At 46.0% G+C, this 25,461-nt stretch carries 13 protein-coding genes and 2 pseudogenes; 8 read left to right on the top strand and 7 right to left on the bottom strand.

The window, feature by feature from the left end; translation table 11 throughout:
* Nucleotides 1-325 (top strand): annotated as a pseudogene (locus RIG66_RS28800) (IS4 family transposase); the annotation flags it as partial.
* Nucleotides 326-714: 389 nt separating this feature from the next.
* Here RIG66_RS28800 and RIG66_RS28795 read toward each other — a convergent pair.
* Together RIG66_RS28795 and RIG66_RS28790 are read right to left on the bottom strand one after the other, a co-directional pair.
* Complete coding sequence (locus tag RIG66_RS28795) at nucleotides 715-2,739, bottom strand: WD40 repeat domain-containing protein (RefSeq protein WP_446382757.1); 2,025 nt, start codon at nucleotides 2,737-2,739, stop codon at nucleotides 715-717.
* Between the two features lie 53 nt (nucleotides 2,740-2,792).
* On the bottom strand, nucleotides 2,793-7,910 hold the full coding sequence (locus RIG66_RS28790) for a CHAT domain-containing protein (RefSeq protein ID WP_446382755.1): 5,118 nt from the start codon (nucleotides 7,908-7,910) through the stop codon (nucleotides 2,793-2,795).
* A gap of 338 nt (nucleotides 7,911-8,248) precedes the next feature.
* Between RIG66_RS28790 and RIG66_RS28785 the strand changes: the two genes are divergently transcribed.
* From RIG66_RS28785 to RIG66_RS28770, 4 genes are all read left to right on the top strand, one after another.
* Complete coding sequence (locus RIG66_RS28785; RefSeq protein ID WP_446382753.1) at nucleotides 8,249-9,076, top strand: DUF928 domain-containing protein; 828 nt, start codon at nucleotides 8,249-8,251, stop codon at nucleotides 9,074-9,076.
* 53 nt (nucleotides 9,077-9,129) lie between these two features.
* Nucleotides 9,130-9,405: a hypothetical protein gene (locus RIG66_RS28780; protein WP_446382751.1), complete on the top strand. Its 276-nt coding sequence runs from the start codon at nucleotides 9,130-9,132 to the stop codon at nucleotides 9,403-9,405.
* 98 nt (nucleotides 9,406-9,503) lie between these two features.
* A complete protein-coding gene (locus RIG66_RS28775; RefSeq protein ID WP_446382749.1) occupies nucleotides 9,504-11,735 on the top strand; it encodes a CHASE2 domain-containing protein in 2,232 nt (743 codons plus the stop codon).
* Nucleotides 11,736-12,001: 266 nt separating this feature from the next.
* A complete protein-coding gene (locus RIG66_RS28770; RefSeq protein WP_446382747.1) occupies nucleotides 12,002-14,725 on the top strand; it encodes a GUN4 domain-containing protein in 2,724 nt (907 codons plus the stop codon).
* A 44-nt stretch (nucleotides 14,726-14,769) separates the two neighbouring features.
* Here the strand turns inward: RIG66_RS28770 and RIG66_RS28765 are convergent, their stop codons facing one another.
* The 3 genes from RIG66_RS28765 to RIG66_RS28755 form a co-directional block, all read right to left on the bottom strand.
* Entirely contained in the window at nucleotides 14,770-15,210 is a 441-nt protein-coding gene (locus RIG66_RS28765; RefSeq protein ID WP_446382745.1) for a DUF4326 domain-containing protein, read from the bottom strand.
* 99 nt (nucleotides 15,211-15,309) lie between these two features.
* Nucleotides 15,310-16,305: a hypothetical protein gene (locus RIG66_RS28760; protein ID WP_446382743.1), complete on the bottom strand. Its 996-nt coding sequence runs from the start codon at nucleotides 16,303-16,305 to the stop codon at nucleotides 15,310-15,312.
* Between the two features lie 257 nt (nucleotides 16,306-16,562).
* Nucleotides 16,563-21,440: an RNase H family protein gene (locus RIG66_RS28755; protein WP_446382741.1), complete on the bottom strand. Its 4,878-nt coding sequence runs from the start codon at nucleotides 21,438-21,440 to the stop codon at nucleotides 16,563-16,565.
* Nucleotides 21,441-21,455: 15 nt separating this feature from the next.
* Here RIG66_RS28755 and RIG66_RS28750 point away from each other — a divergent pair, with 15 nt between their 5' ends.
* Nucleotides 21,456-21,794, top strand: coding sequence for a hypothetical protein (locus tag RIG66_RS28750; protein WP_446382739.1), 339 nt, complete (start codon nucleotides 21,456-21,458; stop codon nucleotides 21,792-21,794).
* Between the two features lie 342 nt (nucleotides 21,795-22,136).
* A complete protein-coding gene (locus RIG66_RS28745) occupies nucleotides 22,137-22,691 on the top strand; it encodes a hypothetical protein (protein ID WP_446382737.1) in 555 nt (184 codons plus the stop codon).
* Between the two features lie 233 nt (nucleotides 22,692-22,924).
* Here the strand turns inward: RIG66_RS28745 and RIG66_RS28740 are convergent, their stop codons facing one another.
* On the bottom strand, nucleotides 22,925-23,563 hold the full coding sequence (locus RIG66_RS28740; protein ID WP_446382735.1) for an alpha/beta fold hydrolase: 639 nt from the start codon (nucleotides 23,561-23,563) through the stop codon (nucleotides 22,925-22,927).
* Nucleotides 23,508-23,864: an alpha/beta fold hydrolase gene (locus RIG66_RS28735; RefSeq protein ID WP_446382733.1), complete on the bottom strand. Its 357-nt coding sequence runs from the start codon at nucleotides 23,862-23,864 to the stop codon at nucleotides 23,508-23,510. The genes RIG66_RS28740 and RIG66_RS28735 overlap by 56 nt, the downstream gene beginning before the upstream one ends.
* A 444-nt stretch (nucleotides 23,865-24,308) precedes the next feature.
* On the opposite strand from RIG66_RS28735, the pseudogene RIG66_RS28730 reads away from it, so the two are divergent.
* Nucleotides 24,309-25,252, top strand: a pseudogene (locus tag RIG66_RS28730) (FAD-dependent oxidoreductase).
* Nucleotides 25,253-25,461 lie beyond the last annotated feature (209 nt).

The following is a 25,461-nucleotide window of genomic DNA, read 5'->3' as shown; positions in this document are numbered from 1 at the left end:
TGGCTATAACCTAGAAGGAACTAAGGCATGCATAGAACGTTTAAATCGTTTAGTCTTATTAATTGCAATGGCTTATACTATCGCTTCTTTAAAAGGTAACAAAACTCGCTGTCAAAAGCAACAAAAATATGTCTGTCGTCTCAAAGAGGTAGCAAGAACCCAGAGACGACACAGCAACTTTTGGCTTGGTCTTTATGGATTGACTTGGACTATTGGATGGGATTTTTGTCAAGTCATGGTTGAGAAACTTATGAGGGTTAATCGCTCTAAAATACATTACTTTCCGCAAGGGTTAAAAGCTATGTATTTAATAAAAAATTCTTGACTGCTTTTTCTTGAAATTAAGCTGTATAAACTCTCCATATTCCCATTCTATCTTTGACTAATTTTAACCCAAAATATTCAACAATTCAAGAGTCTGGGTAGCAATATTCTGCTCTTAAACTTGAGCAGTAACTAAAAAACTGACGCGATTCGCAGTCCGCGATAGCGAGAGCTTCACGCACGGATAGACCCGGAATCCATCTAGCCGTTGCTGGGTAATGTTTTGGCAACAAGAAAAAGTTAAAGACAATCAACATACTCCTGGAGTGTCACCCAGGTGATTATCATTCTCATTCGCGTATTCATTCTCAATAACGCTGTCAATAAGCTCTCATCTTTTCGAGGCTTGAGGGGGGAAATGCAATGTAAGCCAAGCTTTTGAGCTGCTTGTCACCCCTTCAGGTTATCAACACTAGCGGTGAGAATTTGGCTGCCATCCGGACTAAACACTGCACTGGTGACTCCATCCTTATGCCCCTGCAATACCGCTAGTTGTGCGTTAGGCTCAGACACTCCAGCCTGGGATGCTCCTCCAACAACTGATTGCTTGGCTTGGGTAGCGATTGGGTATACGTCCCACAGGCGGGCGGTTTCATCCGAACTGGCAGTAAGGATTTGGCTGCCATCTGGGTTAAACGCTGCACTCCAGACGAAACCTTCATGCCCCCGGAATACAGCCAGGAGATTGCCTGATGTATCCCACAACCGGGCGGTTTCATCCGAACTGGCAGTAAGAATTTGGCTACCATCGGGGCTAAATACTGCACTTTTGACCCCATCCTCATGCCCACGCAATACAGCCAAGAGATTGCCTGATGTATCCCACAAACGGGCGGTATTATCATCACTAGCTGTAAGGATTTGGTGTCCATCGGGGCTAAATACTGCACTGTTAACTTTAAGCCCATGCCCCTGTAATACAGCCAGAAGATTGCCTGATGTATCCCACAGGCGAGCAGTTTTATCAGAACTAGCTGTAAGAATTTGGCTACCATCGGGGCTAAATACTGCACTTTTGACCCCATCCTCATGCCCACGCAATACAGCCAAAAGATTGCCTGATGTATCCCACAACCGGGGGGTTCTATCCCAACTAGCAGTGAGGATTTGGCGTCCATCGGGGCTAAATACTGCACTGTTAACTTCACGCCCATGCCCCTGTAATACAGCCAGAAGATTGCCTGATGTATCCCACAACCGGGCGGTTTGCTCCGAATCCCAACTGGCAGTGAGAATTTGGCTACCATCCGGACTAAATATTGCACTTTGTACCCAACCCTCATGCCCCTGGAATATGATCAGTTGCTGGTTATGCCTAGACACTCCCTCTCGAAAGGCTTGGAGGACGGTCATTTGTTCGTCTTGGGCAGCGATCGCGGCTGATAAGTCCCACAGACGGGCTGTATTATCTCTGCTGGCAGTAAGGATTTGGCTACCATCCGAGCTAAATACTGCATTGTTCAATTGCTGTTCATGTCCCTGGAACACAGCCAGGAGATTGCCTTTTGTATCCCACAGGCGGGCTGTTTTATCATTACTAGCAGTGAGGATTTGGCGTCCATCGGGGCTAAATACTGCACTTATGACCCCATCCTCATGCCCCCGGAATACAGTGAGAAGATTGCCTGATGTATCCCACAACCGGGCGGTTCTATCCCAACTAGCAGTGAGGATTTGTTGCCCGTTAGGGCTAAATACTGCACTATCGACATAACTCTCATGTCCTCGGAACTCGGCTAGGAGATTACCTGATGTATTCCACAGTCGGGCGATACTATCATTACTAGCGGTGAGGATTTGGCTACCATCAGGATTAAATACCACACTGTTAACATGACTTTCATGTCCTCGGAATACCGTCAGGATATTGCCTGATGTATCCCACAGGCGGGCGGTTCCATCCTCACTAGCAGTGAGGATTTGGTTACCATCGGGACTAAATACCGCATCGTTGACCCACCACTCATGCCCTCGGAATACTGCTAAAAGATTACCTGATGCATCCCACAGGCGAGCAGTGTTATCATTACTAGCAGTGATGATTTGGCTACCATCGGGACTAAATACCGCACTGTTGACATTACCCTCATGCCCTCGGAATACTGCTAAAAGATTACCTGATGCATCCCACAGGCGAGCAGTGTTATCATTACTAGCAGTAAGGATTTGCCTGCCATCCGGGCTAAATACTGCACTCGTCACTAACTCCTCATGCAGAAACACTGCCAGTTGTCCGCCAAATGCTTGAATGAGTTGCTGATCGCCTGAAGCTACCGGAGTTTCTGTAGCTGATGGCTGAGAAACTGTAGAAGTCCTAGATTGAGCGCTAACGGGGATGCTCGTGACAGTTGAAAACACCACACCCATCACAAGTGCAGCACAGCGGTAAACATTTCGGGAGTTATTTGCAAACATAATTGTTTTTTTACTAATTTTTTTATCTAAATATGCATTGAAATAACCTCCGTTTAACGCCATTCTCCCTGAAGGGTAAAAGCTGCCCAATAATAGGGTTTTCGCCAATCAACATTGCTTTGCCACATGGCTAATTGTGCCTGTCGCAAGGCTTCGGCTGGAGGCAGATTTTCTTGCAGATATTTTTGATAAAATTGGCTCATCAGTTCAGCGGTTGATGCATCGTTGACATTCCATAATGAGGCAATGATTCTTGGTGCGCCTGCATACATGAATCCTCTTGTCAAGCCGACAATTCCTTCTCCTTTGACATTTTTTCCACTGCCTGTTTGACAAGCGCTTAATACGACTAATTCGGCGGGTAGATTGAGGTTGAAAATATCATTTAGGCGTAAGAATCCGTTTTGTGGGTTGCCTTGTTGGTCTACTAAGGATACGACTAATCCCGATAATTCGGGGTACTCACGATTGAGGATGCCATGGGTGGCAAAATGAATAATCTGATACTCACTTAAATCGGGGGCTTTGACTTGGTTTAAATTGGCGTCAAAATCGAAAATTCCTAGACTGGATTTGTCGGGGAGAAGTTGGAGGATAGTGTCGGCTTCGGTGCGGGTATAAAATAGACGTGATAATTTTTCTATCTCGGCGGTAGAGGTTGAGCGTTCTAAACTACGTTGGGCGATGTCTTGTGTACCGAGAGTATCGCCAGATGGAGGGTTAGTTTCACCGTTGAAGCGTTTATCATCTGGAGAGAAAACGGGGTCAGCAATAATCGCCAGGGTATTGGGTGCAGTAGCACGTTGAGTGAGTTGGTTACGGTTAATCGCAACCGTGGAAGCAGAAGGAAGATGGATGACTTGATGTTTGGTGAGTAGGGGTTGATAGTCGGCAGAATTTATAGATAGGGCAGAAAAGGGCAAATAATGGAGTTGACCATCGGGTACGATTAATAGGCGTTTTTGTGAGATTTGCTCTAGGTTGGGGAGAATCAGTTGTGTTAGTTGAGTAGAAGTAGGCAAGATTTCATCAAAGGTAGCACTAGAATCGGTCGTAAATCTGAAGAAGGATTGGGCGGCTGTTTCGATTTCACTTCTGGGGGGAAGTTGATAACTGGTAATTGTATCTTGAGTAATTTCCCACAGATAACTGCGTTCTTCTCCTAGGGCATATTGCAATAAAACTGTGTCTTTATCCAAAAGTTGTTGTTGGACTTGGGTTAAAGTGAGAGGTTGAGGATATTGAAGTTCCGCGTATTTGGGACTTTGACGGCGAATTTTCTCTTGTAAGTTTTGATAATCAGATAGCAGTTCCTGTTGGCTTTGTTGCAGTTGGTTGATTTCTTCTTGGCTATAGTTCCCCGTTTGGGAGAGTTCAACCCGCCGTTGTTCGATGGTGTTGAGTTGAGCTTGTAAGTTCTTTTCTTGTTCTAAGAGTTGGGGGTTAACGCCTTGGCGGATGTCTGCGTTGGCTTCGGTGAGGAGTTCGATGAGGATTCTGGCGCGAGAACGTTCGCTGGCGTGGAAGGCAAGCGCATCGTATCCTTGAGTGGGGTTTTGTTGATGCAGTTGCATTAATAGGTCGATGTAGAGTTGATAGTAGTCTTGGTTACGGGCGAAGTAGGATTGGCGTAGTTGTTGGCTGGCGATTTGAGTGCGGAGTTGTTCAATGATCTTAATCGCTGTCTCGATTTCGGTTTTGGCAGCAGTGAGATTGTTTTGTTGGCGGTTGAGGGTGGCTTGGTTGTAGAGAATGTTGGCTTGTGCGGTTTGGTAACCGAGTTGCTGGGATAAGGTTAAGGCTTGGTTGTAGTAGTCTTGGGCGGTAGCATTATCACCGGATGCGGCGTGTACTTTGCCGATTTGGTTGAGGATTGTGGTTTGTTTGATTTTGTCGTTGAGGTGTTGGGAGATAATTAGGGCTTGGTTGTAGGCGTTGAGGGCGGTTGACCAGTCTTTTGATGTGGTGTGGATGTTGCCAATGCCGATTAAACTAGAAGCTTCTGCGGCTTTGTCGCCTGCGGTGCGGGAGATGGTGAGGGCTTGGTTGTAGGAGTCGAGGGCGTTTGGGTTTTGTCCGAGAGTGATGGAAGTGGCAGCGATGTTGTTGAGGGTGGTGGCTGTGCCTCCTCTGTCGTTGAGTTGATACAACAGGGGTAAGGCTTGATTGTAGAAGTCTAGGGCTTTCTGGGGGTCGGCTAATTCGTTGTAGAGTTGACCGAGGCTGTTGAGGATGGCGGCTTCTGTGGCTTGGGAACCTGTTTGTTGGGATAAGGGTAAGGCTTGTTTGTAAGAGTCGAGGGCGGTTTGGAATTGTCCGAGATTGGCGTGAATATCGCCAATTGCTAATAGGGCTTCGGCGGCTTGGGCGTGGTTGTTATCGGCACGATAAAGTGTGAAGGATTCTTCTAATTTTTGAAGGGCGAGTTGTCTCGATTCGATGGTTCCTTGCTGAGTGAGTTGAATTCCTTCGTTTAGTGCTTTTTCTGGGGCGTAAGCTTGAATTGCGGCTGATACGTCCCAAAGACTGGCATTAGCGCTAGCGGTGAGGATTTGGCTGCCATCAGGGCTAATTACCATAATCTCGACGCCCTCTTTATACACTTGGAACTCGGTTAAAAGATTACCGTTTATATCCCACAAGCGGGCTGTTCTATCATCACTAACAGTGAGAATTTGGTTACCATCAGGGCTAAATACGGCACTGTTGATATCATTCTCATGCCGGAACTTTTTCAGGAGATTGCCAGAAGTATCCCATAGGTGAATATCACTCCCTGCGGCGGTGAGAATTTGGCTGCCATCAGGGCTAAATACGGCACTGTTGACACCATTCTCATGCCGGAACTTTTTCAGGAGATTACCAGAGGTATCCCACAGGCAGGCTGTTTGATCCCAACTACCTGTGAGAATTTGACGACCATCGGGGCTAAATACGCCACTGGTGACATGATCTTCATGCCCCCGAAACTCCATCAGAAGATTGCCAGAAGTATCCCACAGTCGGGCGGTTTTATCCCAACTAGCCGTGAGGATTAGGCTTCCATCAGGGTTAAATACTGCATTGGCAACTATACTCGAATGACCTTGAAATACAGTCTGTTGAGCATTACTCTTGGAAGCTTCTCCCTGAATGGGTTGGAGAGCAGCCACTTGTTCGGCTTGGGCTGAAATTGCTGTTGATACATCCCATAGGTAGGCTGTTCCATCCCCACTACTCGTGAGAATTTGGCGACCATCAGGGCTAAATACGCCACTAGTCACCCTATCCTGATGCCCCCGAAACTCGGCTCGAAGATTGCCTTGAGTATCCCATAGGCGTACTGTTCTATCAAAACCCACAGTAGTGAGGATTTGACGACCATCGGGGCTAAATATTGCACTATTGACCCTATCAAACAAGGCAGTAGCAAATGGCTCATCAGACGCTTGGAACTTGGCTAAAAGATTGCCGTTTATATCCCACAGGCGGGCAGTGTTATCCCAACTAGCCGTGAGGATTTGACGACCATCGGGGCTAAATACTGCACTGTTGACCGTATCCTCATGCTGAAACATAGCTACGAGATTGCCTTGCGTGTCCCACAAGCGAACGGTTCTATCCCAACTAGCTGTAAGGACGTGGCGACTATCAGGGCTAAATACTGCACTGTTGACTATACCCTCATGCTGGAACATAGCTAAGAGATTGCCTTGAGTGTTCCAAAGATGGGCTGCTTCATCCCAACTGGTGGCGAGGATTTGGCGACCATCGGGGCTAAATACTACACTTTTGACCCTATACTCATGCCAGAATTTGGCTAAAAGATTGCCGTTTATATCCCACAAGCGGGCTGTTCTATCATCACTAGCCGTGAGGATTTGATGACCATCGGGGCTAAATACTGCACTGTTAACCTCATCCTCATGCCGGAATTTGGCTAAAAGATTGCCAGAAGTATCCCACAGGCGGGCAGTTTGATCCGAACTAGCTGTGAGGATTTGACGACCATCGGGGCTAAACATTCCACTGTTAACTGCACTCTCATGTCCTCGAAACTCGGCTAAGAGATTGCCGTTTATATCCCACAGTCGGGCGGTTCCATCCTCACTGGCGGTCAGGATTTGACGCCCATTGGGACTAAATATTCCACTTTTTACCCAACTCTTGTGCCCTCGAAACTCGACAAGTCGGGCATTATTCTTAGATACACCTGCTTGAAAAGATTCTAGGGCAGCCATTTGCGAAGTTTGGGCTGCGATCACGGCTGATAAGTCCCACAGGCGGGTGGTTGTATCCGAACTAGCGGTTAGGATGTGGCGTCCATCGGGGCTAAATACTGCACTTGTGACCCCATCCTCATGCCCTTGAAACACGGCGATAAAATTACCAGAGGTATCCCACAGGCGGGCGGTTTTATCAGAACTGGCGGTGAGGATTTGCCTGCCATCGGGGCTAAATACTGCACTTGTGACATTACTCTCATGCTGGAACATAGCTAAGAGATTGCCTTGGGTATCCCATAGACTGGCTGTTCCATCAGTACTAGCTGTGAGGATTTGTCTCCCATCAGGGCTGAATACGGCACTATTAACCCCAACAGCATAATCATCTTCACGTACCCGGAACTCGGTGAGGAGATTACCAGAAGTATCCCATAGACGAACCGTTTTATCCCAACTAGCTGTGAGAATTTTGCTGCCATCGGGACTAAATACTGCACTGCTGACCCAAGACCTATGCCCCCGAAACTCGGTGAGGAGATTACCAGAAATATCCCACAAGCGGGCGGTTTCATCCTCACTAGCTGTAAGGATTTGGCTACCATCGGGGCTAAATACTGCATTGGTGAGAAAATTCTCATGCCCCCGGAATTCAGTGAGGACATTGCCTTTTGTATCCCACAGGCGGGCGGTTTTATCAGAACTGGCAGTGAGGATCTTACTGCCATCAGGGCTAAATACTGCACTTTCGACTGAACCATAATGCCCCAAAAAAACAGCCAGTTGTCCACCTAGAGCCTGCACAGATTGCCCATCGCCTGAAGCCGCCGGAGTTTCTGTTACCGATGATTGGGACAACCTATCAATCCTAGATTGAGCGCTAACTTGGGTACTCGTGGCAGTCGCAAACACCACACCCATCACTAGTGCAACACAGCGATGAACCTTTCGGGAGTGATCTCGAACCATAACCATTTTGTTTGTAAGAGAGTTAGACCCAACGCAGAGGGGGATTCCCCGAATTCAGCTTGATTCAAATCCTCAACTCAAGTCCCCCGTGGACGAATCCCTACAGTTTTTATCTGAATACGCCAAATTATAGACAATTCATTATCTTCCCTAAAAAGGAGAAATAAGGGTTTTGTAACTTTACTTAAATAACTATCCAGTATGCTGGGTATTTAAGTAAAGAAAAATCAACCTTAGTTCAACTCGATGACACTTCCCGAGTTTCCCCCTTAGAGTAGAAATCAGCCTGCTAGTATAAATTGTCAATTTTACCCTAAGTTAAGGAGAAGTTGGGTATAGTGAAGCTCAAGTCAGTTTTGTCTGTTGCTGCCATCCTGGCAATTGCCTTATCTTCCGAATTGCTGGGTAATCCAGGTTTATCTGAAACGACTTATAAACCACCAAAACGCCCCGCCCCACAACGAACCAGTTTGGGGGGTGGACGCCCATTAGAAGTGGGTTGTGCTGACTCAAATCAAGAGATTAAGCAGATTGTCCCTCTCATCCCCAATTATCTCAATATACCAGAATCAGTAGAGGAAAACAGTAAAACCTATTACGATTTAACGATATCTGAATACCCTACCTTATGGGTTTATCTGCCTAAATCTGATGCTCAGATGGGTGAATTAGTGCTGAGGATTTTTACCGAAGATGAACAAGGACGGAAAATTGATAAATCCATACTCAGACGCCAATTTCCTTTACCCAATCAAGCCGGGGTTGTTAGCTTGGATTTGGCTGATGCTGGCATAGAACCCTTAGCACCAAACACATTCTATTGGTACTCTATTAGTATTCTCTGTGATCCATTGGATCAAAGTGAAAATGGGAAAACGGAAAAAGCATTTCTGGAACGTGTCACCCCTAGTACAGCCTTTGGACAACAAATTTTTAATGCTTTACCCACAGCCTTACCCAGACTCTATCCGCAAGGGGACGATAATGGCGGCTTTTGGTACGATACCATCAGCAGTCTAATTGATTTACGCCAACTGCAACCCAATAATTCTGACTTAGAAACTCAGTGGCAGGACTTGTTAGAGTCAGTGGGATTGCTAGAATTAGCTGAACAACCTTTACTCGATTGTTGTGAATTTGAGCAACAGGATACCCCTCAACCTTAACCTTTTCTGTCTCTTTGAATACAAAATTCTCACAGTTGAGGGGGACAGGAATCATGTCAGGGAAAGCACAAAATGTTCAAGCTAACCAAGGGAGTTGGGTTACTCTTTCGAGAAGGCTTCGCCTACGTTCCTCAACCCAACCTACTGGCGAGACTGACTTAACCACCAGAAAACAAATATCGGTGAAAACCCGTAGGGGCGCACCGACGTGCGCCCTTTCCCAAGTGACGTGCGCCCTTCCCCAAGTGACGTGCGCCCTTCCCCAAGGTTGGCGTCTAGAACATAATGGGAATCAAGGCGGGTTTTGCTGTTCCGTTATTGGTGAATAGTTGATTTTAGTCCCTAAACCCGCCCCTACTATACAAAATATGGGCTAAAGCCCATACTACGAACGACGAACGACGAGCGACGAACTCAACACAACCTAATGTTAGCTAAACTGAGACAATTTCTGTGGATATGGCGAGGGGTATGGATAACCGTTCCCACCGTTACCGGATGCATCCTCTTCCTGCGCTGGCTGGGCTTCCTACAATTATTAGAATTAGCCGCCTTTGATCAATTAATCCGCCTCCGCCCTCCGCATTCCCCCGATTCCCGTATCGTTATTGTAGGTATTACTGAAACCGATATTCAAAACCTAGGAACCGCCATTCTCTCCGATGCTGACTTAGCCAAACTTTTAACGACTATTCAACAACAAAAACCCAGGGCAATTGGATTAGATATAGTCCGGGATCAACCGGAAGGAACAGGACAAGCACAGTTAAACCAAGTCTTTCAAACCACCCCTAACTTACTGGGAGCCAAAAAAGTCATTGCCAATGATCCCAACTCTGCAGTTCAAGCCCCACCCCTCTTAGAAGAACAAGAACAAATTGCTGGGGCTGATGTCGTTTTAGATCCCGATGGTAAAGTCCGGCGCGGCTTCCTTTATATTACATCAGACACCGATGAATATCTACCTAGTTTAGGCTTAGGACTCGCCCAACTCTATTTAAAATCTGATAACATTACTCCCCAACCTTCATCCCAAAACCCCGGCAATTTACAATTAGGACAAGCGGTTTTTATCCCCTGGGAAGCCAATGATGGCGGTTATATTCGCACCGATGCGGGCGGCTATCAGATGATGCTGAATTATCGAAACTCTCCCTTTACTACAGTCTCCTTATCCGATGTATTAGCCAATCAAATACCTGCCAATTTAATGCGCGATCGCGTGGTCTTAATTGGCTATACGGCTCCCAGTAAAAAAGATGAATTCCTGACTCCTTATAGTAGTATCCTCGTGGGCAATCCCAAAACCACTTATGGCGTTTTAATTCATGCTCAACTCACCAGCCAAATTATCAGCGCCGCCTTCGGAGAACGTCCGCTAATTAAAACCTGGTCGGAACCTCTAGAATGGGGATGGATACTTCTATGGTCAGGCATTGGTGCAACCATTCGTTGGCGATGGCGATATGCTGGGGGCGTGGCTAAATTTTCCTTTCCGCCGCTTCTTTTCACCCTGTTGGCGGGCGTAAGTTTAGTCGGAATTTGTTATCTGGCGTTTCTGCAAGGGTGGTGGATTCCCCTATTTCCGCCTAGTTTAGCCCTGGTGGGTTCTGCGATCGCGATTACCAGTTATCTGGCTCATCAAGCAACAACGATTCGTTATTGTTTCAGTCGCTATCTTACTGATGAAGTGGTGGCAAATGTATTAGAAAACCCCGATGCATTAAGTTTGGAGATGCAACGGCAGAATGTGACGATTCTCATGTCAGATTTGCGCGGCTTCTCTAATATATCGGAACGCTTACCGCCCGAACAAGTGGCATCACTGTTAAATATCTATTTATCGGCAATGACGGATATTATTAGTCAGTATAAAGGTACAATCAACGACTTTATCGGCGATGCCATTTTAGTCTTCTTTGGTGCGCCCACCCAACAGGCAGATGATGCTCAACGGGCTGTCGCCTGTGCAGTGGCAATGCAGTTAGCTATGTCTAGGGTTAATCAGGAGTTAAAAGAGTTAGGGTTACCTAAAATTACAATGGGGATTGGGATTAATACCGGGGAGGTAGTTGTTGGGAATATTGGCTCACATAAACGGACGAAATGGACGGTAATTGGTAGCCCGATTAATCTGGCGTCGCGGATAGAATCTTATACCGTAGGGGATCAAATTCTGATTTCAGAAGCCACATGGCAAGAAGCAGGGACAGATGGGGTGAAAATCCGTCAGGAAAAGTTGGTGCAACCGAAAGGGTTTCATCAACCGATTCCGATTTATGATGTGGTGGGAATTGGCGGTAAGTATGATTTATCTTTACCGGAGGTGAGAGAAAAGATTATTGATCTCCAGGACGAAATCCCGATTGAGTTTACGGTAATTACTGGCAAGGATATTGGGGAAGAGCGGTTTTGGGGTAAGATTTTTAAATTGTCGGTGAATGGGGCGGCGATTCGCTGTGAGTTTCCCCTAGAACCGTTAACGAGTTTACAAATTTATCTGGTGAATCCGTTAAGTGATAATCAAATTCGGGGAGATTTTTATGCCAGAGTGAGTGAATCGTTGGTGGCGGATAAGACGGCGGTTTGGGTGCAGTTTACGGTGATGGCGCCGGATGTGGAATGTTGGCTGAGGAATCAGATGATGGGGGTAGAATGATGGGAGTAGGTGTGGGTTTGGCGTCAATGGATAATGTTTTTTTAACGCAGAGGAACGCAGAGGTTTACGCAGAGGAACGCAGAGGGGTTGAGGGATGGGAGAGATGGGTTTGAGGGATGGTTAAGAACGACAAATAACTTGATCATTCTCTCTAAATGCGAAAACTAACCTATCAGTGTCATCAGTGTGACTAAACTCTGACTCCCCTACCTTCATCTCTCCAATAAATCTGTGAAATCAGTGTTTTGACGAATGACGAATAACAAATGACAAACAAGCAACCATTACTGTCTTCTGTTCCCCAAACCCAGCCCTCGCTTCCTTCTCGCCGGGAAGCCAGACAACGACGGATTCAAACCCTGCTGAAATATCTGGGGTTTCCCAGTTCGGGTATTGGTATGGCTACAACCTTTAATTTTATCCGCCTCGGTCAATGGGATAAAGCCGCCTTATCGGGATTATTAACCGTTAGTGTCACTCTACTGGCGATTGGCGGTAAATTCGTCTCGGAAGTGATTAACCGGGTTCTCGATAAACTAGAAGCCCGATTAGAACAACTGGTTGATCCTTTTTCAGACTGGATTGTTAATCAACTGGAAACCTTTATTATCCGTCAATGGTGGCGATTGACATCTCAGTTTCAAGGGAAATATTATCAGAGTTTGATTTATGCTTGTCGAGACTATCGCACCCAAGGCTTGAAAACCAAGGGACCCTTTACTCTGGATTTAGAACAAGTCTTTGTCCCCCTGAGAATCGCCCCAGAGAGTGCAGAACGAATTTCTGGGGAAATGATGCGCCGGGATGGTGGTTCTCAAGAGTTGAGTATTTGGGATATTTTAGTCGCCAGTTGTACTCAGCCGACGTATCGTAGTCTCGCGATTATCGCCGCGCCCGGTTCTGGGAAAACCACACTTCTAGAACATTTAACCCTCACCTACGCCAAAAACCGCCACCGCCACTCCCACAAACAAGCCCCCAAACTGATGCCAATTCTGGTTTATCTTCGGGAAATGGCAGACGCGATCGCATCCTCTGACCTTACTTTAGCAGAACTGATTGAACAACAGGAATCCATCCGCAAATTGAGTCCACCGCCTCAATGGTTTGCAGGGAAATTGCGTCATCGGGATTGTTTGGTGATGTTCGATGGATTGGATGAAGTGGCGGATGAATCTAAACGTCAGACGATTAGTCGTTGGGTGAATCAACAAATCCAAGACTATCCCAATACCCGATTCATCCTCACCTCACGCCCCTTTGGGTATCAAAGTGCGCCGATTCCTAGTGTGAAAGCGATTCTAGAAGTTCAACCCTTTAACCTCCAGCAAATGCAACAGTTTATCCAAAACTGGTATGTGCAACGGGAAATTATGAGTCGTTTAGGAAAAGATGATCCCGGAGTGCGGGAGGTGGCAAATCGTCAGGCTTACGACTTAATTCAACGCATCCAAACCAGTCCCCCCTTAGCCGCGATGGCGCTGAATCCATTACTCTTAACCATGATTGCTACCGTTCACTGTTATCGCGGGGCGTTACCGGGGCGACGGGTGGAACTTTATGATGAAATTTGTGATGTTTTGTTAGGGAAACGTAGCGAATATAAGGGGATTATCGAACCCCTAACCGCCCACCAGAAAAAGACGGTGCTGCAAGTGCTGGCGCTGGGGTTAATGGAACAGAATACTCGTGAGTTTAGCTTAGAACAGGCAAGTCAGATTATTCAAGCTGAATTAGCCAAAGTCGCCGGAACCCAGTTAACCCCAGCCGCGTTTTTAGAGACCATTGAAAATGTGAGTGGTTTAATTATTGAACGGGAACCCGGACTCTACGAATTTTCCCACAAAAGCTTTCAAGAATATCTAGCCGCCGTCCAAATCAAAGACTCCCACCAAGACTCTCTATTAATTCAAAACATTCATCACGATTGGTGGGCGGAAACCCTACGCCTTTATGCTACCCAAAGTAACGCTACACCCTTAATTCATGCCGCCTTAGACCAGCCCACTGTGGTATCCTTAAAATTAGCCCTAGATTGTGCCGAAGAGGGGTTAAGGGTTGACCCAGAGGTGCGGGAAGAGTTGAAACAGCGACTAGAAGCGGGTTTAGCGTCTCCTGATTCCGCGATCGCGCAATTAGCCGCTGAGGTCAAATTAGCACGGCGACTAGGTAATTTCCTGCGAATTGATCAAACTTTGGAAATTGATACCAGCTATGTGACGTATGCAGAATACCACCTGTTTCTTAACACCCTAGAAAAGGCAAATGAACCTGATCAACCCAGCCAGGAATCAACCCACCAATTTACCCCCAAAGAAGCTCAAACACCGATTCAGGGACTAACTATCACCCAGAAAAATCGATTTTGTGCATGGCTAAATTGGCATAATAGTGAAACTCTCCCCAATGGAACCATTAGCCACTATCGTCTACCCACGCCAACGGAATTCAACCACTATCCGATTCCCGATGATGGGTTAAGGGAATCAGGAATTCGCCTAGTTCGATATCAATTACCCCTTCCCTATCGTCAACTCGCCTATCTCCTCGCCTGCGGACAATGGCAAGCCGCCAACACAGAAACTGCCCAAATCATGCGCCAAATTGCTGGACAAGAAAAACGAGGATGGCTCAATGACAATGATATCAAAAAATTCCCGCCAACTGACCTGAATCAAATAGACCAACTTTGGTATCATTACAGTGCAGGACAGTTCGGCTTTCGGGTGCAACGGGACATCTGTACCCAAGTCGGCGGTAAACCCAGAGACTATAACTATAATACCTACAAACAATTTAGCGATCGCGTTGGCTGGTATGTTCCTAAAAAAGACGAATGGCGAACTCCAGCAGAACTCACCTTCAGTCTGGATGCACCTCCGGGACATCTCCCCTGTGGTGGTTGGCTAGACATGGGGAATTCTAACCCGAATCAAACGTCACTTTTCGCAGGTTGGGCAATTTTAGTCACGCTTTTCTGGCGCATTTAATCATCAAGTCTGATCCTCAGGGGAGATGAACAACGTCCTAATATTCAGGTCAGTAACCCTTGTAACCTAGCATCATGTTCAACTTTAATCAAGCATCTGACAATAATATCAGCATGACACAAGCGCGGGGTACACCAACACAAAAGTCTGATTTTCTTACCAGCTTTCAACTTCTGCAAAAGCTGTTTTAGTTCATTAACAACTTGGCTAGCCGTTGGATGTTTGAACCGTTTGGCTACGGTGTATCCTTGTTGAGTCCACGTCTGGAGTGAAACCTTGCTGTTGGGATTGTGTTGATTCAGTTTAATCATTTCCCACAACCACTGTCTGAACGCTTCAACTACCGCGTCTCTGTCCATTGTAGCAGTAATTTCAAAGGGATTTCCCAAGAAACTGGCTCTATCTACCCGAATATCTTCCCATCCGAGTTCTGGACTTAAGGTTTTACTCAAGGCGGCAACTTTAAGGTGTTGATCAAAGCTCATGATTAGTGAGTTAGCTAACTGTTCATCATCAAAAAGCGATAGCTAAACTCATCCTAGTAGAGACATAACCTGCTACATCTCTACTGGAAAAACAAATTATTATTGAGCCAACTGATTATCAGTATTGGAGTTAGGGGAAAGGTGAAGGACTTTCTGTCCAACAGAAGTAGCATTTGATTCCGCCATCACTAAACAAGAATCTTTTATTCGTTGATGCAAACTGATGTGGGCAAAGCTTCTCAAAATAGCGATAGCTTTAGTGTTTCCCTTGGTTCCAAAATATTCCCACACCACTAACCAGTCGGAAAATTTCAGAGCGGAAACCTCAAAAATTCCGTCACTGTCTTGGTAGGCAAGGTTATAAATCCGACCGCTGTAACCCTTTCGTTTAAGCGCTTGATTTTTGCGGCTAGAATGACTAAGGTTCAACAACCAAGTGGGTTGACTCCCTAGGGCGGTCAATCCTTCAAAAATGTCGATGTAGTAGTTAGTCGTTTGAGCAAGAATGGTAATTTCAATTTCTTGGTTGAGGTGTATTTTAAAGGATTTAGCCAGTTGTTGGGGATGAACAAAACTCAGTTGTTTTTTAGGCGGTAGAATTGGGGTTCTCTCCTTAGGATTGAGAACTTGAATCGGTTGTTCAGCTAAAAAGAGCGCCAGTAGCTTTTTCTCTCGTTCTGGCAGTTGCCCCACTGAATTGAGATGACTCCAGAAGGCGGTTACTGTGGGTAGGGGATAAAGCGTTGATTGACGCTTATTCGGAAGCGTTACCAGGGTTTTTTCAAGGTGATTGGAATTGATAAATGCAAGTGCCTCTTTTTGGCATTCTCTACCGGGATAAGGAACGATTTGATTTAACGACAAGAGAACTTGGTTATCAGCAAGTTGGTAAGCTGTAAAACTTTCATGTCCCGATATAAAGGTTTTAAGTTTGACTGGGGGAAGTTGCGGATTTACAGGTGTTGACGAAAACCTCTTAGAGCGCGTTTTTATGAACCGTTTCATGGGATTACGTTTGCCATTGACATCAAGGTATACAACTAACGTTACAAACGCCAGGTTACAGGAATTGACAGTGGTTTTCTGTCTAGTCACAGATTTGTCACATCGTTGTCACACTTGTGAATCAATCATTAAGATTTTTCCTCATCAACGGTGATTATTCGGGACAGAGTATGGCGTTTCACGATACCCTACCTGGGGATAATTCCTTTGTCATTGATATCAAGAGATTTTGGCGTACAGGCTCAGAGGGGGATTTGAGAAAAAGGGAAAGGGATCAATTAATAACCTGTTACAGTTCCCAATTATTAATTTTTTGTTATTAATTGCCGTCCAATAATTTACCAAACTTATAACTCAGGCAAAACCCTTTTCTGAGTCATCGGGTGGAACCCTTGCTTTTCGGCTGACGAAAACTTGTCAACGGATGGCGGTTTACCCTGATAGGCTTTATAAAGTAATCCGCGATCGCCACTAGCATCCAGAATCTTCAGGGACTTTTCCCACTCAGTATCAGTGTAGATCGCAATGTAGTCACAGCCAAACTGACTGATTCTCCGACCCTGACTATCGGGGGAGATAGGATTGAGGTGAGAAAAAGCCGCTTTAACCATCTGTTTTTCCCAGTCAGGACGTTGGTAGGTTGTTTCAGTACCGTGGCTATCCGGGGAAACCCGTTCCAGCTTCTGTTTCCTAGCCTGTCCCATCTGTGCTTCTGGGTCAAATCGATACCCTTGGCGCTTGAGTTGATCTGCGATCGCCACCGAGAGTGTCTCAATCTGCTGCATGAAATTGTCACGATTAGAGGGATCTAACCCATGGGAGAGTAGCGTTCGCTCATTGATCGTTTCCCGTAACTCTTGGATAGTTTGGTGCAGCAGGGCAATTTGCCGATTTTGCAGATCAACTTGAGTTTTAAGCGCAGCGACAGTTTCTTGGAGTTGTTCCACCTCCTGGGGTACCGAAACAGAAGCATCTTCAGGAGTTACCTGGGGAGTTGGTGGGGTTTCCGGTAACCGTTGAGCCGCTTTAGCCGCTTGTTTCGCCAACTGGTCACACCGTTCATTTAAAGCATTGCCCGAGTGTCCCTTAACATGATGCCAGGAAATCTGATGGTTTTGACTGAGTTCATCAAGGCGCGTCAGTAAATCTTGGTTCGCTTTGCGTTTGTTGCCTTGCATCACCCCAATTAAATAGTTAGAATCCGTGTGGATTTCCACCTCACAGGTATCTTGAATCGCTTCCAACCCCTTAATTGCCGCAAGGATTTCCATACGGCTGTTAGTCGTCTGTTCAGAATCAGCGCCTGATAGTTCTCGAGTCGTCGTTTGACCCGTTTGAGGGTTGGTGTAGGATAGCACTACCCCCCAACCTCCCTGTCCAGGATTACCCAAGCTAGAACCATCGCAGTACATGACAACTTTTTTCTGGGGTGATGGGTTGTCGAGGCTCATATCTGGTTTCTTAACCGCTTGAATATAATTGTCTTTGGTGGATTCTAGTTTATATCCCTGCTGTTTTAAATACTCCTGTACCAATTTATCTGTACCTTTGGCATTACCAACCACAAAAGCGCTACCTGCCTTGATCGCTTTATCCAAAAAGGGTTTGTAGTGAGAATCGAACCTGTGCTGGATTTGCTCAGTCGTAACCCCCCGCCACGGACCGGAGCCACTAACCATGATAATATCCTCCGGTGAGTATTCCCCCGTATTGGCACGCTCACCCCAAGCGTGGGCATAATTGCGGGTGCTAGAGGGAGTTGCAGCAGGTGCAGCACTTTTGCCGATAAACTGAGTTGCCACATCTGCCATGGCGATATCTTTTTGCTGATGAGTGGCGACGGCTGAGTTAATAGGTTGTAGATTTTTCAAGGGGTTCGGTTGCATAAGCACGTTTTTGTTGACCCAGATTTCGGGGTATTTTAGGCTGTCGCCTTGGATTTTCAGCTCGGCGGTCGTCGCTGGGTTATTGTGTAAGGTAGCGGTGAAGCTAGCGCCTCTTTTAAGTCGTCCCCCAGCCAACAGTTTGTTTCTATCCTTAGTATCGATAACTCCTAAAATTTTGTCGCCAATTTTAGCGACAGGAACCGAGGATGTCCTACCGCTTTTTGTCGTCGTGGTTTTGAAGTCAATCGTCAGAGTAACAGCTTGCCCAGAAAAGTCATGTCCGGCAAAATCATGCTGTCTAAGCTGACCGATTTTAATCCGGTTTCCTGGGGACGTCGTAGCAACGAGGGTGGCACTTTCAGCAGGAATTAGAGTTCCTTTGCCCATCGTACCAATCGGAAGTTGATAATCCTTTTCCGAAAAAGGACTCACTTGCTTACCATCGACGACAAGTATCCGCTTCCCCCAGTTGGGATGGTGGTTCCTCGTTTCCAGTTCAACGGAAAATTCGATGTCTTGATGATTTAATGACTGACCCCATTCATTGGTGGGGTGGTGTATGCCGGATAGGGTGAGAGTGCTAAATTGAAACTCCCGGGCGCGATCGGCGACAAGTTCTGGGAAAATGTTAAACGCGGCACTAGCCCTACTATACTGTTCATACCCTTTTTGGTCGCTAGAGTGAGTACTATGCCAGATGGCGGCTTGGAGTTGGTCTTGTTCGTGGGCGTGGTTGGTTCGTATCCTGTCGGCGTAAGTTATCGCTTCTTTGAACTTGGCGGCGATTTGTTCTGGGGTGATCCCCTGTTGGAGTTGAATTTTAGCGCCTTTGAGAATCATCCCATCTCGCAACCCCTGTTCATTGACACAATTGAAGCTAACCGTACCCAGGGGTAACCAAGCAGAAGTAGGATGACCTTGGCTATCGAAAACTTGGGCTTCAGCCATGAGTGGGTGCGGCGTTTTCGAGGTTCTGTGGGGGTTGTCAGTCAGGCGAATGGTGAGGGATTTGCTAGTCCAAACGTTGGGATGATTGTATTGGATAAGATTCGTGAGGGTAATTGACTTGCCAGATGTGGCTGAGGTGGCAATTAGTTGAGGACCCGGTTCATTTTGAGCTTGGTTCTTTAGGGCTACGGCACGGGCATAGAACGAATTGTAGGTGCTGACGATTTCCTGGGCAAGGCATTCCTGGTGTTGGGTGTAATTTGGGTCAAAAAAGTTGGCAAATTGATGGGTGGGAAGGGATTCAAGTTGATGTGAACTCCAAAATTGATTGGTAAGTTGAATCATTCTGTCGATGGGAGAATAGTTCCCACTTTTCATCGGGCGACTGTCGAAAGCTTCCAGGGATTTTTTATCTCGAATCCACTCCACATCTCGGACATTGAGAATGGTGCGGGTAAAGGTAAGGATATCTTGATTGGGGCGAGCGGCACTTTTGGCACCATCGACAGCCGTTTGCAGTTCGTTGGAGAGAACGTCAACGGTTTCAAAGAATAGTCGTTTGGCAATCTGGAGTCGGTTTTCAATTTCATCGGAGTCAAATTGAGGAGTATAGGTGGCAAGGGTGTTAAGCTTTTCGTGGAGTGATAAACAGGGGGGTTTTTTGGCATCTGGAATGTCAAGGTGGTGAATAGTTTCACCGTTAGCCAGGATTTGGCGGAATTGATGGGCGAGATTTTGCAGATAGCCGCGTTTTTCGGCTGGGGGAAGGGATTGGGTTTCGCATTCGAGAGTGACGGCTTTTTGGATATCGTTGGCGATGATACCAATTTGGTTAGAACTAGCGGCTAGGGCGATTTCGGCAAATGTGGAGGCGATGTATTCTTGTTTTTCTGCTTTGATAACATTGGCGTGTCGGTTAAGAGGATGCTGCTTTTGTTCTACTTCAGCCGCTAATGTGGGGTATTCTTGGGCAAGGGAGTAGGCGAGACAGTCTCCATCAAAGTCGGCTTGTAGGTAAGTAGCAGCGGTTTCGGGGTGAATGTGAACGGTACCTTGTTCCTGTTGAAATTCTTTCAAATGCCGATTGGTGAGGATAATTACACCATTGGAGTTGACTAGGGGAGAGCGAGTGACAATGAGTTTTTCTCCTTGTGCAATATAAGGAACACAGACTTCATCTTTTTTTAGGTCGAGACTGGGTTGAGCTAATCCTGACTGGAATTCTATAGCCCGTCCAGTGGCAATGTCCATCCATTCGTTACGGATGAGTGTTCTGAGTTTACTAACAATATTGGGATGTTCCAGTAGTTGGGGATGATAGTCTACGCAGTTCTTTAAGATGGAGTAAAAGGATTGGCTCGATGATTGGTTTTGATGGGATTCGGTTTCGGAGTCGAGGTTTTCTTCCTGGTCGATGTTTTCTATAAGCTGGAAAACATCATCGAAGTTTTTCAGGTCTATGGGTTGGGGGTTTGGTGTTTGTTTATCTTGATTGGCAGAGATTAGCTGCAATCGTTTGGCGTGTTTTTGCAGGAAGTACTGAGCGATTTTTCTGGGGTCAGATTGGATGGCGACAAGCTGTTCAGCTTTCTGATTCAGCCGGGGAATGATATCGGTTTCAACAGCTTGAGGATAGTTGACTAAAACCTGAGTGCCAAGGCTGTGTTTGCCGTATCTGGCTAGAGTCTTGACGCCAATGCCAACGGTTAAAGTATACTCTCCTGGTTGGATTTGAGTAGCGTCTTTGCGACCTTTGAAAGAGCTAGTCGCCAGGACGAGGTCGTAACCTATTTTAACCTGAGTTTGTCCTCCAGATAACTGGGTTATTTTAGGCTGACCCAGGGTTTCTAGTTGGCGACTGGGGGCTAGGGTTCCTTTAGCAATGCGATGAACGTTGTTATTCTCTTGAGGCTTGATACCCAGGCGGAATTGGAACGGAGTCGTAGTGTTTCCTGTTAGTTCTTGAGCGAGGTCTGTTCTTATCCGCCCGTAGCAGTCACCAACCAGTTTTTTGCCCTGGGAAAGCGGGATAATATCTCCGTTTTCACCGGTTTCGTCATCGATGACAAGGATGCGAATATTTTGTAGTTCTTTAAAATCTTGGCAAGGGGTGAAAATGAGAGAGCCGTAAGCCGCGCCGTCGCTCATTTTGGGATAAACTTTTTCCCTCACTTCATCTGAAGCAAAGTAAACTTTGAGTCGGTTGGAAAATTGAGGACTCATCCCCTCTAGGCGTTGTAAGTCCTCAGGAGTTGTACTCTGTTCGTAGATATGTCCGATGGCAAATTTTGTATCGGCAAATAAATATTCAGCCAGGGAGTTTTTGAGTTCTTCTTTAACCCCGGTGTCAATTTGGAGTTTTGTGTCAAAATGGTTAAGAGTAATTGTCATACTTAATTGGATAAGATGTCAGAGTTAGAGCGTTGGATTGCACAAGATTATTACGCCGATGGACAGATGAAACTGTCTACCCGCGAACGGATGTTACGCCATGGTTTAAGTAGGGAAGAGATTGACCAAATTGAGCAAATTTGGATTCGTCATGGTGAAATCACATCGTCGTACCCAATTCCTGATGACGGACAATCGGCGTTATCTAACCCTATGCCGATGCAAGGTTTAGATTTAGAAGAGGGGTTGTCTCAGGGTTTGATTGAAGCTGATGAGATTGAATACCAGACGCCGATGAAATACGAACCGAAGTTTTATTCAGAAGCGGAAATAGCGTCTTGGGAAGAGTTTTAGAGAGGCTGCTATTTTATCTTGAGGCGGTATCTTGAATAGATGCCGCTTGGTGGTCTGGAATGTATGCATGGAGGTTATCGAGTCTATCAGCATCTTCAGTGTAGTCTTCGGCAAAGTTATTGAAATTTTTGTTTTCTATCTTTTGATAGATATCAAGGGACTGATTTAGGCATGGAAGTTGAAGGAAGCTAATTTGGGTTATGGGTTGGAGATAACTTTTATCTCTCTATCTTTGGGACTAACTCGTATGGGGGTTGAATTGGAGCTGATTTGAGGGAGATAAAGTGGCATAACCAAATTTAGTGAAACCTTTAATTCACGATGTTTAGGAATAAAAATGATATGGACTTACTCCAGATAATAGCCAGCCTATTGTCGGGAAAGTTTTTGTCTGGTTTATTGGTTTTAGGGATTATCGTTGGTGTCTATTCTGGCACAAGGTTGAGGAACAGAGAAGATAATCTCTATAAAAATATCAACCAACTGTCGAGTCAAAACACAAGAGACAAGAGTCAGGCTCTCGTTGCTTTATTTAAGGAAGAAAAGCTACTCAGTCATTCAACTCGTCCTGACAACGATGAAAAGTTAGACCTTATTTATCAAGAAATCTTACAGGTAGATCCCAAGAACGTTGACGTTTATATAAGAATGGCACGGCGTAATTTAAAACAAAGCCAAGCAACTCGGTACGAAAGTAAGACAGAGGCAGAAAACTTGAAGCAACAAGGAATAAGGAACTTGGAGACAGCTAGAAAGCTTTATCAGGAGAAGGGGTGGAGTAGCAAGGAAGAGCAAACAGCTAAATTGATTGAAGATATCAACAATGGCGTAGCGTCGTATAATTGGTGTTTTCCTACAACGTTAGCCGATCCCCTAAGGGCAAAATGTGGTAGTTAATACTAGAAGGTTGGTTCAGTATACATACAAATTGGCATCCCTGGAAGGTTATTTCACCGAATCATCAAGGGAGAATTTGGCGCTGGTTGGCGGGGAAAATTTGTGCGCCATGGCGCACAAAGTGGCGATTGGAAGCATGTCAAGTTTGCACGCAATATTCCAGCTAACCGGATAAGTAGGCTTTCTCTCACTCATACATAACACAAACAAATAGGCGATTAATGTCCGATGCGTCAGGCAAATGTCAGCAGATGTGCGGCAACAGATTGAGGTCGATCGAAGTGAGGTACATGACTAGCTTGGAGAATCCAAATCAGTTGACTGCCTGAAATTGACTGTTCAAACTTGGTTGCATCGTCCATCCCCAATACATCATCAGCTTCTCCCCACAAAATCAGGGTAGGATGGTTTACCTGAGCGATACGAGATCGCAAATTAGCGTAACCTCCACTTTGGGTGAAGGACGCGATCGCTCCTTTCCATCCTGGCATCTCCTGATGTAGCAAAGAACAGCGCAGCGCATCGAGTAGCATTGGGTCAATCATTGGCAACGCTAAAGCAGCAGTGAGGGCAGCCTGTTTGCGGAAGTGCAGCCAATTCGCCCCTAATTCAATCAGGGGATGCGGCAGAAACTGTCCAACTGGAAAACTGCCAGAAAAGCCAACCGAGTTAATTAGAACCAGCGATAGCGAAGCGCTGCTGCGAAGCGCAGATCGCACCCAGTTAGGATAATTTAAGGCAAAGTCGATCGCCACTGCACCTCCTAACGATGCCCCAACCAGCACTACAGGTTGCCCAATCCAGGTTTCTATAACGCTAAAAAGGTGTTGCCGAATGAATGGTTTGAGGATTGACGGGAAGGGTGGGAACATACTCTGTAAATCCAGAGCCAAACAGATCCACCGTCCAAGTCTCGTGCTGGGTTGTTAATAAAGGGAGCAAACGCCGGAACTCCAGCAGGGAACTATCAAATCCGGGTAACAACAGAATCGGTGCGGCGGTAGGTTGGGAAGCTGATTGAGCGGGAGAATGGTGAACGTAGGCAGTTGCGATCGGGGTTGTGCCTAGCTCAAAGGGAACCTGAATTACCCGACGTTGAAGCTGTTGAATAAGAGCGATCGCATCTTTGTCTTGAATGTCAACAACTGAGGGCGGTAGAAAATCAGCTTTCATTCGCTCTAACCTGATATTTGGAGCGGGCTTATGCGAGTCCCAGCTTAACCAGATGACTAACGAGGGGAGCCATCCCATGATAGCGCAAGCCACCCCCATGAATGCCTTACAGTTTGTACGCAGGCGACTGCCGGGGCTAAGCCCAACCTCTAAATTTAGCGTCAAGGTACGGGGCAAGCGCCGTGACGACCAGAATGATCGGCTGTTTCTATTCAACAGTTGAACTTGTTGAGAATGAAAAACCCTAATTTAAGAGGGTTGGCGTCATCACCTTCAGCCCTATCCTGACAAATCCGATGGTATCGGAAAGGTGATGAGTCAGAAAGAGCGATCGCACGCACAAGTTATAATAATTCAAACTCTAGGATAGTCATGGTTTAGGGGAGGTAGTCATCGCCCTAAAAAACCTTATCCCCAAATAGGATACTCCCCAGTCCCCTAGCTATGCAAATGAGCGACGATCGTCAGCGAGATGTATTAATTGTTGGTGGAGGTCCCGCCGGACTTGCCACTGCCTTAATGCTTGCCAAACGCGGATGGACAACTATTACAGTCCTAGAAAAACGGGCGGCGGCTGATTACTATGAACCCGATAAAGCCTTCAATTATCTCATTGATGGTCGGGGGCAAAAATTAACGGATTTTCTGGGACTCACCGAGGAACTAGCAAATATCAGCGTTCCCAGTACAGACTTTTACCTGACGCGGATTAAACCGAATGGTAGCCGCAAAACTTCAAAATTGCCGATTGTAAATCCTAATCGAAAACCTGTTTTTTAGAGCAAGCCTTTCCTCAACTACCCATACGGCAAATTGTCTCTCCGGAAGAAGCCAAGCGATTTGCTTTAAGTGAAGGCGGTGCTTTTCCCACGCCTCAATATTGTGCGGGATTGTATTCTGAGTTAAATAATCAAGACAGTCAAAATCAGTCGGCTGCTTTTATCGTACTCTTAGGCGATGCTGTTCATTGCTTTCCGCCTGACATTGGACAAGGGGTAAATTCAGCCTTAGAGGACGTGTATATTCTGAATGAAATACTGGCTAAATATGAGAACAATCTCTGCCAAGCCTTACCTGAATATGAATCACAGCGATGTCCGGATGTCAAGGCTGTGGTTCAGCTTGTCCGATTTGCCTTTCCCTGGCAGTATAATCAAGCACCCCTGCGTCGGTTTTTCTGGAGTTTAAACTTCTTTGGGCGACTGATACTCAGTCGGATTTTCTCTCCTATTATTAGTCAACCCGCTTTTCTAATGATTCAGGATCATCAACGTTCCTATCAAGACATATTACTCAAAGCCAACCGAACCACAAAAATTTTGTCGGGATTGGGATTAATCTTAATGGCTGGATGGTTAGTGATTGTATTTGGGGTAAGAGCGATTTGATTGAATAATCGGGTGGCGATGAAGAGTGCGATCGCTACCCTTCTGTTGGGGTAGTGCAGCGGTTATTTTCTACAGTTTGGACGCTAACAACCTCATTTGATGGGGGATTTTTTCATAGATTCATTAGCTCATGATAACAATCGCACTTAAATTTAGGCACATACACTTACCCCCATTTGCCTTGCTATCATCTCGCTAAGATGAGGATA

It is taken from the genome of Coleofasciculus sp. E2-BRE-01 (assembly GCF_040221695.1).
Classification (GTDB): Bacteria; Cyanobacteriota; Cyanobacteriia; order Cyanobacteriales; family Coleofasciculaceae; genus Coleofasciculus.
The sequence above is the reverse complement of the archived record's forward strand: the minus strand, read 5'-3'. Positions and strand labels throughout refer to the sequence as shown.